The following is an 11752-nucleotide window of genomic DNA, read 5'->3' on the forward strand; positions in this document are numbered from 1 at the left end:
ACCATCAAGAGACCACGGGGGTTTTCTTTTAAAAGTTCCCCAAGCTTTTCAACGGTCACATCATTGACAATAAAACGAGAGACATCCTCATCACGCGTATTGTCTTTAGAGAGGGTTTCAGACAAAAGAGCACGGGCTGTTTCAAGATCTCCTTTTTTTATTGCTTTAATACATAATGCATGGCTAAAAATAAACTAGCTGAATATTAATGATTACAACTTCAGGTATAGAAAATGCTAAACGAAATGATAAAAAACACGACCGGAATTTACTCACAACAACAGAAACGTATTTTAGTCACAGGAGGCGCTCGCGGCATCGGTAAAGCAATTGTTCTAAACTTATTGAAAAATGGTCATAAGGTAGCAAGTGCAGACATCATTGACATAGAACTACCAACCTCCATCGATACGGCAGGCTTATGTAAATTGATTGTTGATATCCGCGATAAAGAAGCCATTGACTCTTCTGTCCATAAGGTTATCTCAGAATTTGGTGGTCTTGATGTCTTAGTTAATGTAGCAGGCATTTGTTATAGTGGCGATCCAGAAACAATTGATGCTCAAGAATGTGCTGAAACATTTGATGTGAATATTAAAGGAATGTTCTATATAACAGCTGCTACTTTACCCTATCTAAAAAAGGAAATTCGCGCCGATATTATAAATATTTCATCCATATGGGGTGTAGAATACAATCCTTCTTTAATTTCATATTCTTCTTCTAAATTTGCTGTAGAGGGCTATACTGGTGGGTTGCGCTTATGGGGAATGCCACAAAATATTCGTGTTTGTTCAATCCAAGTTGATAAAGTTAATACGGATTTTCGTCGCAATTTTAAAGGATTCCCAGAGATACCTCCAGAGAATCTTGCTAAAATGCTTCACCCAGATGACATTGCTTCCGCGGTCAACTTTATTCTTTCCTCATCTAATACCGCACAAATTTCTTCTATACGTCTCGATGCTCCACTTTGGTATCAAGTATAAGGATCTATCCAATGAAAATCACGCCCAGAATAGCTCTTGTCTTAACCCTCGTAGGAACCTTTTTTTGGGGTTCCAATTTCCAAGCCACTAAGATAGCTTTAACGACTGTTTCTCCATGGACAGCTTCTTTTGAGCGGTTTCTCATTGCCGTAATCGCCATATTTTTAATTATGATTTTCAAAGAAGGCTTGCGGTGGCATGTTTTATCGCAAAATTTTATTTCTTATATTTTCCTAGGGATTATCGGTGTGGCAGGGTTTAATGGCGCTTTATTTGTTGGCTTGCAAACGTCAAATCCCATAACAGCCTCCCTCATCATGGCGACAACCCCTATTAGTGCTAATATTATTGAAGCTATCATGAATAAATCTTTCCCAACCTGTGAGAGGGTTATAGGGATGCTCATTAGCATGTTAGGGGTCTATTTAGTCATAACAAATGGGAGATTTTTGTCTAACCATGTTTCCTTTGCCAAAGGAGATATTATGATTCTTTTAGGTTCCATTGGTTGGGCGTTCTATACCGTGGGCACGCGGTCATTTGTCAAGAACGCAACCCCGCTTGAAACAACAAGCTGGACGATGCTCTCTGGCACCGTCGCCCTTGGCGTCCTAACCTTTTTATTCGAATCCCCTCTTCAAGAAACGATGTCTATGTCCGGCGCTAGTTTATTCGCACTCCTTTGGATAGGGGTTGCAGGATCAGTTTTAGCCTACCTATTTTGGAATATTGGAATAGCGATCCGAGGTCCGGGTAAGACGGCGATATTTTTCAATTTTGTACCTATTTCAGCCTTATTGGTGCAAATCCTGTTCGGCTTCATCCCTCAAATCATGCAAATCATAGGCGTTTTTGTTACGATTTTTGGAGTTCTAATCGGACAAGGCTATATATTCAGCTTACTAGGATCTAGAAAAGCCGTTCCCAATGCGCATAAAGAGTAATATACTTTTTAAGATGAATGGAAATTGGCGTGTTATTTTTCGCTTTATCGGAACAGATGTGGAGCTTGTTGATTATCAAGATTACCATTGATGAAAGGAATGAAAACAAATGACGCATAACCCCGCCCATTCTAGTAAAGTTCTAAAAGTAGCTTTTTTAGAAGAAATGGGGATAACAATACAAAAATTAGCGTATCGTCTTCATATAACAAAATACGTATTTATTGTCAAATAATATTTTATCTTTTTTGATATTTTTTCTTATTTTTTAAATACGTTATGTATTGATAATATCTTATGCTTATTAATTGCTTCTTTTATATTTATGTGCTTTTAAAGCTATATTATAGGTTTTATTAAACGATTGCGTTATTTTCTGAATCTATACATTTATAATATTTAGAAACGCTCTCATAATGCGTATTTTTATCTTTATAATCTATCAGTTTTTTTACTAAATGAATTTAAATTTTTTTGTGAATTTTGTTTATAATACATTTAAAATTTAATAGCCTCTTATAGGTGCTCTCTTTATAATCAATGCGTTCATTTACAGTTTAGTTATTTGAAGCTGCTGTTTTTACGCATTTTCTATAGCTGTTATATGCTTTATAGCCATGGCATCATTTTTCATTTTCATAAGAGAAACGATAAGTAGGATAATTGTAATTTATAGACTGTTATGAAAACATCTAAAGAGAGATTGATAATTATAGAGATGAGCAAAATCCCTTTTAATAAACTTTTGTCAGTCTTGTCAGTTCTTTTTAGAACCTATATCATTTTTTTAAATGAGAGAAAATTAAAATCGTTATATTTCAATAAGTTAAGTTTTATCAATTTTTCAAAAAACAACCTATATCAATAGTACAACCTATAAATTCAACTAATGCTCTATGTTTTGTAAGGGTTTTGGGGGGGTAGAAACATTCAAAACCTATAAGTAATATAAGAAAATGAATATACATAACCCTCTTTAAATAAAGCTTCTGATAACAATAAAGCTATCATTTTAGATTACGGTTTAACCTTTTAAAGGCAATGTAAAAGAAGCGTATTCACTTTAAGATGGGATTTCTTAAAAGTCTTAAAGCAATTCAAAGTAGAGTATTTAAAAGTGTAAGTTTCTTCTTTTTAGAATAATGTATATAAACACTCCTTTTAAAGATTGTATCTAATCAACTTAACAAGAGAGGTATAGATTATGGTTATAAGATTCTATACCCCTTTGTGAGTTTAGCAAGCCAAGTCTATTCAGTTTCTCTAATTTCTAATTTTGGTAAGTTCTTAACAATTTTCATTGTCTCTAAACTTACGGTAATAACCCTCTGAAATAACTCTAGAGGGTGCAGGGTTGCCAATGGTTTCAACAGCATAACGATTGGCATCATTAACAATACCACTCTTTTTATCAGTCTTAACACATTGACGCCCCATAACCCATTCAAGAGCGAGTTTACCATTAACGATATACTCACAAGCGTCAAGAGGGATATCTGTTATTGTGATATTGTTATTATAAATAACAGTGGTTTTATCTTTCTCTTTAGTTGCTTTTGCGAATTTCATTTCAGTTACATAATAGAATTTTTCGGATTAGAGATCTCTGTAACTTTTGGATTACCTTTTTTAAAGGTTACGGGATAAGGTTTTACAGTTTCATAATTCACGTGCAAATGATCCAGTTCACGCCCCGTTACAACAGAGTTCCGTTTTCGTATAAGGGGTTTAAGTCTCTTCAAAAGAATTAAAATGAAGCTTATTAAATCCATTTTGAACGAATTGAGAAAAAATGCAGAAAAATGCTAAAAAAGCCGATAATTTTTTCAAAAGAGTTTTTTAAATGCTGTTTATCCGCAGCCCATGAGAGAGATCAGATCAGCAAAATAGTGAAATTTGCTGTTTATTTTATGGAAAAAGACAAATGAAGCATGTGCTTTTAAAATATCATAATGATTATTTTGATAGGTTTTATGAGTCACTAAAATAATCTAGTTTGTTAGTTCAATTTACAGACACAAACTGACAAATATATATTATGGATTGTATTTAAGGTTGTATTGTCGATATAGGTTGTATCGTTAAAATACTAACATATTGAAATATAATGTTTTTAATTTTCTCTCATTTAAAAAAAATAATATAGGAGCTAGAATGAACTGACAAGACTGACAAAACTCTTCTGATAAGGTCACTCAGATCATTTGCTTTTGGAAAAAAGTTCCTTGATGAGAATGCCATAAAAAGAGTTTTGCGTGGTTGTCTTAAAGACTTCAAAAGAGATTTCTTTATTGTTTTATGCTGTTGTTTTTAACCAAAGGATTCCATTCATACCGTCTATCAGGACGCCGACCTAATTCATTCCCCTCTATAGGAAATTCACGAATATAGTTACAACGACATAAAAGCTCTAAAGCTTGCTTAACGGCTTGATTGTCTTTTAAAGATCTCCAACACCGTCTATAGATATCTCTTGCCGTAAAAACATTGGGTAAAAGATCACAGCGCTCTACAATTAATTTTGCACGCTCTGCTGTTAATGTATCATTCGCCGCATAAAGACGTTTTGCATGACTTATCAGATATTCTTCCCAATATAAGGCTCTCTCAAGGGCATCTCTATTGATTTCAAAACGCCCCCCTTCACTCAATTCAAAAATCAATGCAAGGGTTGGTATGGTTTTATTCATTTTCAAAAGATGCGCTTGTAAACTTGATGAGAAATGACCTCCTTTGATTGTTCTTTGAAAATTTTCCCACCATACACGAAACATTTCTTGAGCTTCAGCAGAAAAGCGTATGGTAATAGGGTGTTTTGGTGATCCTAATGGTTTATCATAAAGAGAACGAAAAATTCCTTGATAACTTTCCCATGCCTTTTGATTGGGAGGTCTATCAACCCATAACCGCTCTTTTCGTTCATCGGGCCACACCAGCATTTGAAACCGTTGCAATAAGCCGTCATTATTTGTTCCATGGTGCATTGCTTGAATAATGGGAATAATCCGTGAAGGTTGAATGCCCCCAATAATGGAAATGGTTGCATTGGGAATAAAAATGGTTCCACGTCCTATACGGTCATAGGTGTATGATTTTTTGCCATTAAAAGCTGTTAGATAAAAAGAACGGTCTGATTGATATTCCTTCCGTTCCAAATCGGATAAAAAACCAGATAATTCATCACGAACCAACAAGAGACCACGGGGGTTTTCTTTTAACAATTCCCCAAGCTTTTCGACGGTCACATCGTTGACAATAAGACGTCGTTTATTAAGCGTGTCATCTTCCTCACTTTCTTTATGTTCAAGAGATTGAGAAAGAAGAGCAAGGGCTTGTTCCTCGTCTTGATCTTTGAGTGCTTTGTAGGCTTGTTTTTTCTTTTCTCTTTTGTCTAATTCAATAAGAATATCTTTTGTTTCTTGCTGTTTTTTCTTCTTTAACCATTCTTGATGCCATTCCTCTTGAAAAACATCAAGAGGTGCTAAAGCAGCTTCCATGGTATCTGTTTTCATAGTTGAAGGTTCCCCCACAATGGCACCCCAGAGATTAGGAACAATTTTCCAATTGGCATGTTGTTTTGGAGAAACCCGCACGCCATTTCCAATGACAGCAGACAATCCACATAAAGCAGAAACAGCAACAAAATCGATAGAAGATTGTTGAATATCAGCAACGTCATAAACATAGTTTATTAATGGTGTTGGAAGCAGGAATATTTTAAAAGGCTCGACGGGTAAGAGAGCCGTAGCAATCGGTTGTAATTGCCCCCAACCATTTTGTTGCAAGGCTTGTTCATAAGAAATGGCTTTTAAACAAGTATTTTCGTTTAAAGAGACATTATCGTTATCATTGACGGGAGTATTTTCATTATTGTTTTGTAAATTACTATCTTTCATAGTTTCCCTCTTTTAAGAAAGTAATACGTTATTAAAATCGGTTCCTTTTGGAGCTTGCATCATAAAGACCTCAAAGCCATGGCTATAGGCACGTGCAGCTAGGGTAAAACCTGCTTTACGACCCGCATCATCGCCGTCCATTGCAATTGTCAGACGTCCTTTTGTAGGGGGTAAATTCACACGCATCATGCCACTGGTTGAAAGAGAAGCCCATAAATTAACGGGCTCTGATAACAACCCAGACAAAAGAGCCAGACCGGTTTCAATGCCTTCACAAATGACCAGATGTTTTGGATTGGCTTGGCTTAAATGCACCCCACCACCCGTTACAGATCCCAACATGGCTTTTGCTGGTTTCTGATCTGTTTTGCAGCCATTGTCTTTTAAAAAGGTTCTATGAATGGCAAAGGAACCAGCCCCCTTAACAAGAGCAACCAACGCGGGCAATGTACCCCCAGAGGGGTGTGGACATTTGCTATGAAAACGTAAATCAGCAGGCAAATCACATGTAATACCCCGCATACGTAAATAGGTTTCTGCTAAAGTATTTTTGATTGGTTGGCTTTGTTGCCAAATTGCTTTTGCTCTCTCTGCTTTCTGTTTTGCTCGTTTGAGATCAGCAGAAATCTGTTTTGATAAAGAAAGAGCGTGATCATAAGCTTTATCAAAAAAGGCTTGTTTTCCAAGCAAGCCAATTCTGATGAGCGCTTGTATGATCTCTCTAAAAGAGCAGCCAGCATAACAAGTGAGTAAAAGGCGCCCATCATGTCCATTGGTAAGGGATAAGCTAGGCAGCCTATCATCATGAGCAGGGCAACGGGCTGTTCCATAACGCCCATGCCAAACCCCGCGCAAGGCACGTGTGATACCTTGCGCATTCTTAAAAGAACACATCATTTTTAATCCTATAACGTTGCGTCATAGGACGGATTGTGCTATCTTTAGAGTGATGAGTTTGAGAAAGCCTTGTCCGTCCTTACGTGACAAGGTTTTTTTATGCCGCGTCACTTTGACGTTGCTGTTTTGCTTGTTCGATGACATTCAAAAGATCCGATTGTAACCAACGCGATAAAAAACCAAATTTTAAAGGTTTTGGTAAAGAGCCATTGGTTACATGACGGCGGAAAGTTGAGACACTCATATGAAGCAATTTTGCACTTTCACGGTCTGTTAAAAGAATATCATTTTCTGTCATTCTAAAATCCTTTCACTATAAAAACAAAAACAAATCATAATCATTTATTAACCACATTTTGGTTCATTTAGAAAGATGTTTTATTCATAGAAAACAATATTTTATCATATAATTTGTGATGTGATAATTTATGACTCTTATTGAGAAAGAATGAGAGAGAAGAGAGAGAAAGTTATCCACAGATCATGGGGTTATTCACCCCATATCTTAAGATTGACCAGTGACATAAGCCGCCCATTTATCCATATAAACACGGCGCTGTTCTAGATAGTCCGTACGACGATAAGCACGCTCTACTTGTCCTCCGACTGTATGACTTAGAATAGTTTCAGCAACCTCATAGGAAGCATCGGTTGTTTCAGCAAGCCAATTGCGTAAACTAGAACGAAAACCATGCGGGCATGCTTCAATTTTATTTTTTCTCATATACCAAGCCATCATCGTATGTGAAAGAGGACCGCGACCGGTAGGAGAAAAAAGAAAATCACTTTTAGAAATACAACGAGCTTGTTCAATAATTTTCAGCGCTTCTTTTGATAAGGGGACGCGAAATTCTGTTGTAGTATCACGCTTTCCTTTAATATTTTCAGCAGGAATTGTCCAGACATCATCTTCAATTTGACCTTCACGAATATGACGCAAAGGAAAAGTACGAACTCCTGTCAAAATAAGCAAACGCAAAGCCAGTTGTGTTAGGATTGTTGTTTGGCAAAGTGTTTTATAAAAGGCAGGGACCTCTTTCCAATCCATTGCGGGCATGTTTTGCGTTTTATGACGTTGTTTGCCTAAGAGAGCACGTGCTTTTTCTGTTGCTTGTAAATCAACATCCAATCCTAGTGCAGCCGCATGTTTGAGACATATATTAAGACGATTAAGAGCTCTATTAGCTGTTCCAGCTTTTGTATGCCAGATAGGAGCAAGAGTATTGCGTATCTCAGTTTGGGTAATTTCTGAAACGGGTAAACAGCCTAATTTGGGGAGAATATGAAGACGTAATGGTAAAAACCAATGTCCGTCTTTTCCATCCCCTTTTAATTCAGCTTTACGACTTTCAAAAGCATCCACGGCAATATCTTTTAAATAATGGAGATTGCTTATTGCTTCACGCTTTTGTTTATTGCGTTCTTTAATAGGGTCACGACCCTCATGCAAAACAGAACGCCATTGATTTGCCAATTCACGCGCTTTTTTTAAAGAAACGTTTCGCAATGCCCCCAAGCCCATTTCACGACGGCGCCCATGAATGGTATAACGGTAAATCCATTGAGCACCTCCATCTTTACGCTTGTGAAGTAACAAGCCGGCACCATCGTTATATTTGCCAGCCCCTAATGTTGCAACAGATCTTGCATTAAGACGGTTCATAAGAGCCATTTTAAGTCCTTTCTTATACAAATTTTATCCACACACTCATCCCACTTGCTATGTGCAAACGAGTGGTTTTGATTGATTCAATATAAACAGATTTGAAATAAGAGAATCTTACGTTATTCGGGTCTTTAACTCAATATGAATAACGCTAGATTATCATTATAAATCAATAGCTTGTCACCAGCTGACAAGCTTGCGAAACAAACCTTCTGTCGACAAATCTGATGCGTTACTTTCTTTCTCTAAATGCTCTTCATTATGCATCATTCTGCCATCCATGACGTGCTCTCATAAGTTTCTCTACCACTATAAGCTGGTCTCTTCTGTTTTTGCATCGGCTGTTCATACCCCACACACATTAACCCAAAGGCATCCGCACCATGACTGGACCAATCATGCTCAGCGCCTAAACCAATATTACGCTTCTCATCCCATTTCTCATGATACCAATTCAGTGCTTTACGACCCGCTACGGTTGTCTCTTCATTAAACCAAACAGACGGCAAAATACGTCGCACCGCCTCGATACGCATCTTAACCGCCCCTGCCCCTTGATTAGGGATCACTTGCGTTTCAAAACCCGCATCATTTAAAGCACTTTCAAAACTCACATTGTGCACACGGTCTCTGGTCGCACCGTCATGAGGCAAAACCATCAATGCCTTCTCATAGCCATTCTGACGTAACCAGCCTATGTGCTCGGATAATGGCTGTCCCTGTGCTTCGTAATAATTAAGCACTCTAATTTCTCGCCCCACAAACTGTGCTATCCATATCGCCGTGGCATCTGCCTTGGCGCCTGTCCCCCCAATATCCCAAAAAGCACGTATTTGCATTAAAGGGTCACGAGCAACACGCCCTATCCGCCCCTCCTGCTCGGCTGCCAACATCTCTTTCTGATAATAAGCGCCTTGAACCGCTGTAAGATAAGCCCCTTCCCAGATATGCTTATAGGTCTCTGGACGGTTTCTCAGATCATCAAGCCGCGCTTCATTCAAGATCTTGGGAAACTTCGGATTGTCTGACCAGTTGATCTCAACACGCTTGATTGCCTCATTGTCTGAAAAGCGAAACCGCTTCTCAACGGGGGCATTCTCTCGCAACGGGTTCCATGTCACCCATAATTCTGCCCGCCATCCCTCTCCTTCTTCTCGCAAAGTCGGTATAAGCGTTTGCCAAGCCGTCTCTGTTACCGGCTCTGCTTCATCAACCCAACAAAGCAAAATGCGCCCCATCGATTTAATGCTCGCAATATTACGGTCCAGACCAGAAAACTGAAAGGCTACGCGACCATCTATCGATTTAATCGACGACTCCCCAACCTTGTAATAGTCCTTTAAAAAGTCGTGCGCTTCAATGGCGCGCTTAATCTCCTCCAATGAACTTTCTGCCAAAGAATTCTGAAACTGACGTGCACAAAGAATGGTCCCCGATATCCCCTGCATACCAAATTGATAGCCTTTTAAAGCCGCCATCAATGCAAATGATCTTGTCTTTCCAGACCCTCGTCCACCCCACGCCGCTCGTACCAAAGCATCCCCATCAAAAATAGGGATAAGTTTTGGTACAATCTTAATCTGTCTTGTCGTCATTCATTGTTAAAGGAGCAATTTCTACACGCGTTATGATCTTAATGGCTCCCCCATCTTCACCTGTTACCTGTAAAGGCAACACCTTACCAAGCAACGCTAAATAAGCAGCGGGGCATTCCATAGCCTGCTTTTCCAAATAAGAAATCAAACCATCCTTGCCAATTTTATTCCCAGCATTCTCAGCAGCCTTAACCACTGCTTCTTTTAAAATGCGCGTCACTTTATTTGGAACGCCTTTGACACGCCCTTGACCTGCCTTTGGTGGTATACGCTTTTTAATGGGTTGTGGAGCCTGCTGTGTATTTTCTGATGTCATAAAATACGCCCTCCAGATAATAAAAAACCCCGCATTTGCGGGGATTCCAAACTGCACTGTCCCTCGTTTAGATACAATACACCTAAGTACAGCAATGTCATTAAATACGATTTGCTACACTTTGTCAACACTAAAATAACACATATTGATAATTTCAAAGGGAATCGGTTAAACAGCGCTTATAATAATTTAGGGATTTAAAATGATGAAATCATTATTCATAACACGCATCATAACATTTATAGCTTTCTTTTCTATATCAGCGCTACCTGCATCAGCGTCATTTGGATTTATAGACAAATTGACGCGTATGTTTACAAGTGTAGATACTAAAGAGAAGTATAATCAACTTTACAACAAATACGTAAGTGAATCATATATTGGCTCTATGCATTCTGAAAAGATACGCAAAGCAGAAGAACTTTCACTCATCATGGGCACAGAATATTCGTTTTTTAAACAGGAATATATATTGTATCGTCACATATTAGTTGTTGGTTGTGCATCCATTGTGAGTATATTGCGGGGTGATTATAATAAGGAGATGTCGCAAATGGATCTACCCAATGTAATAAAGCGTTTACGCGATGAATATGATTGGAGTGAAAGCGATTTGATGTGGGCATACGACGTGGTCAATGATAACGAGGATCCAATGATTTATTATGCAAAAAAATTTCTTAAGCGTTACGATTTCAGAAAAGAACAAGTAAATAACCTAGTATATCAAGTGAAAACAAATGATCATAAAGGTTTAAAGGAATCCATTGAATTTTGCAGAAACTTACAAACGATATACAATATAATGAAACCGTAATAGAGATTGTCATTTACGATCAAAATGTTTCTGAAGAGCATTAAGAGAAACACGTAATGAATTCACAAGATATGGTAGCATTTGATCTTCTACCACGAGGTACTGTAGTGCTGCATAAAGATTATACTGTCTATAGAGGCATTGGGCTTCTTTTAGTGCCTCTTGCGTGTTGATAAACTGCTCTGTTGCAAATGCTACCCATTTATCTCTTGCCTTATCATCTGAAGATGACGGCATTTCGTCATAAATCGCATTAGGCAAGCCTTTTGCACAAAGGTAATCGTTTCTTATCTGTAGGTACTGTTGCGCGGCGTCATATTGCTCTTGTGTAAGCACGCCTTGTAAACAAAGCCGCCCGATATAGGTACCAGAGAGCGGATTTTTTGCTTCCTGTAGCGTTAAACCAAAGCACTTTGCACGCATTTCTATTGCCAATTTATCAACGGCTTCACGCGGTGCTTTTGCACGTGATATACGTCCGTTTGGTTCTCTTACCTGCCCTGCTATTTTAGGGCGTCCCCTCTTTTTATTTTTTTTCATAACACCGCCTTTTATTTAAAAAGGAACACTATCATTCATAACGGTATGAGACGTATCAAGAGGCTTGTGAAAGCTTCTGTCATAAGGTGATG

Annotated in this window: 10 protein-coding genes and 3 pseudogenes; 4 read left to right on the forward strand and 9 right to left on the reverse strand. The window is 38.1% G+C overall.

What is annotated here, in order from left to right; genetic code table 11:
- Positions 1 to 167: pseudogene (locus tag ACFILZ_RS08800) on the reverse strand (DUF3987 domain-containing protein); the annotation flags it as partial.
- Between the two features lie 66 nt (positions 168 to 233).
- On the opposite strand from ACFILZ_RS08800, the gene ACFILZ_RS08805 reads away from it, so the two are divergent.
- From ACFILZ_RS08805 to ACFILZ_RS08815, 3 genes and pseudogenes are all read left to right on the forward strand, one after another.
- The gene (locus tag ACFILZ_RS08805) at positions 234 to 989 is read left to right on the forward strand and encodes an SDR family oxidoreductase (protein WP_375610911.1); all 756 of its coding nucleotides are present in this window, start codon (positions 234 to 236) and stop codon (positions 987 to 989) included.
- A gap of 11 nt (positions 990 to 1000) precedes the next feature.
- Positions 1001 to 1933, forward strand: a complete 933-nt coding sequence (locus tag ACFILZ_RS08810) for a DMT family transporter (protein WP_375610912.1) — start codon at positions 1001 to 1003, stop codon at positions 1931 to 1933.
- 13 nt (positions 1934 to 1946) lie between these two features.
- Positions 1947 to 2024: pseudogene (locus tag ACFILZ_RS08815) on the forward strand (Killer protein); the annotation flags it as partial.
- A 1159-nt stretch (positions 2025 to 3183) separates the two neighbouring features.
- Here ACFILZ_RS08815 and ACFILZ_RS08820 read toward each other — a convergent pair.
- The 7 genes and pseudogenes from ACFILZ_RS08820 to ACFILZ_RS08850 form a co-directional block, all read right to left on the reverse strand.
- Positions 3184 to 3636, reverse strand: a pseudogene (locus ACFILZ_RS08820) (type ISP restriction/modification enzyme); the annotation flags it as partial.
- Between the two features lie 585 nt (positions 3637 to 4221).
- Entirely contained in the window at positions 4222 to 5829 is a 1608-nt protein-coding gene (locus ACFILZ_RS08825; RefSeq protein WP_375610914.1) for a YfjI family protein, read from the reverse strand.
- Between the two features lie 12 nt (positions 5830 to 5841).
- Positions 5842 to 6726: a toprim domain-containing protein gene (locus ACFILZ_RS08830; protein WP_375610915.1), complete on the reverse strand. Its 885-nt coding sequence runs from the start codon at positions 6724 to 6726 to the stop codon at positions 5842 to 5844.
- A 97-nt stretch (positions 6727 to 6823) separates the two neighbouring features.
- Complete coding sequence (locus ACFILZ_RS08835) at positions 6824 to 7024, reverse strand: AlpA family transcriptional regulator (RefSeq protein ID WP_007347209.1); 201 nt, start codon at positions 7022 to 7024, stop codon at positions 6824 to 6826.
- Positions 7025 to 7231: 207 nt separating this feature from the next.
- Entirely contained in the window at positions 7232 to 8398 is a 1167-nt protein-coding gene (locus ACFILZ_RS08840; protein ID WP_375610916.1) for a tyrosine-type recombinase/integrase, read from the reverse strand.
- A 260-nt stretch (positions 8399 to 8658) separates the two neighbouring features.
- Positions 8659 to 9987 carry a PBSX family phage terminase large subunit gene (locus ACFILZ_RS08845; RefSeq protein ID WP_375610917.1) on the reverse strand — a complete coding sequence of 443 codons (1329 nt, stop codon included), beginning with the start codon at positions 9985 to 9987 and terminating at the stop codon, positions 8659 to 8661.
- Positions 9968 to 10303, reverse strand: coding sequence for a hypothetical protein (locus tag ACFILZ_RS08850; protein WP_375610918.1), 336 nt, complete (start codon positions 10301 to 10303; stop codon positions 9968 to 9970). Before ACFILZ_RS08850 ends, ACFILZ_RS08845 begins: the two co-directional genes overlap by 20 nt.
- A gap of 202 nt (positions 10304 to 10505) precedes the next feature.
- On the opposite strand from ACFILZ_RS08850, the gene ACFILZ_RS08855 reads away from it, so the two are divergent.
- The gene (locus ACFILZ_RS08855; protein ID WP_375610919.1) at positions 10506 to 11120 is read left to right on the forward strand and encodes a hypothetical protein; all 615 of its coding nucleotides are present in this window, start codon (positions 10506 to 10508) and stop codon (positions 11118 to 11120) included.
- Between the two features lie 9 nt (positions 11121 to 11129).
- Here ACFILZ_RS08855 and ACFILZ_RS08860 read toward each other — a convergent pair whose 3' ends face one another.
- Positions 11130 to 11660, reverse strand: a complete 531-nt coding sequence (locus ACFILZ_RS08860; RefSeq protein ID WP_375610920.1) for a hypothetical protein — start codon at positions 11658 to 11660, stop codon at positions 11130 to 11132.
- Positions 11661 to 11752 lie beyond the last annotated feature (92 nt).

It is taken from the genome of Bartonella sp. AP40SXNS, assembly GCF_042195825.1.
In the GTDB taxonomy this organism is placed as follows: domain Bacteria; phylum Pseudomonadota; class Alphaproteobacteria; order Rhizobiales; family Rhizobiaceae; genus Bartonella.

Coding starts and splice junctions, on each gene's coding strand:
- ACFILZ_RS08835 (WP_007347209.1), bottom strand. CDS start 7,024: ATGACAGAAAATGATATTCTTTTAACAGACCGTGAAAGTGCAAAATTG.
- ACFILZ_RS08830 (WP_375610915.1), bottom strand. CDS start 6,726: ATGATGTGTTCTTTTAAGAATGCGCAAGGTATCACACGTGCCTTGCGC.
- ACFILZ_RS08845 (WP_375610917.1), bottom strand. CDS start 9,987: ATGACGACAAGACAGATTAAGATTGTACCAAAACTTATCCCTATTTTT.
- ACFILZ_RS08850 (WP_375610918.1), bottom strand. CDS start 10,303: ATGACATCAGAAAATACACAGCAGGCTCCACAACCCATTAAAAAGCGT.
- ACFILZ_RS08860 (WP_375610920.1), bottom strand. CDS start 11,660: ATGAAAAAAAATAAAAAGAGGGGACGCCCTAAAATAGCAGGGCAGGTA.
- ACFILZ_RS08805 (WP_375610911.1), top strand. CDS start 234: ATGCTAAACGAAATGATAAAAAACACGACCGGAATTTACTCACAACAA.
- ACFILZ_RS08855 (WP_375610919.1), top strand. CDS start 10,506: ATGATGAAATCATTATTCATAACACGCATCATAACATTTATAGCTTTC.
- ACFILZ_RS08810 (WP_375610912.1), top strand. CDS start 1,001: ATGAAAATCACGCCCAGAATAGCTCTTGTCTTAACCCTCGTAGGAACC.
- ACFILZ_RS08825 (WP_375610914.1), bottom strand. CDS start 5,829: ATGAAAGATAGTAATTTACAAAACAATAATGAAAATACTCCCGTCAAT.
- ACFILZ_RS08840 (WP_375610916.1), bottom strand. CDS start 8,398: ATGGCTCTTATGAACCGTCTTAATGCAAGATCTGTTGCAACATTAGGG.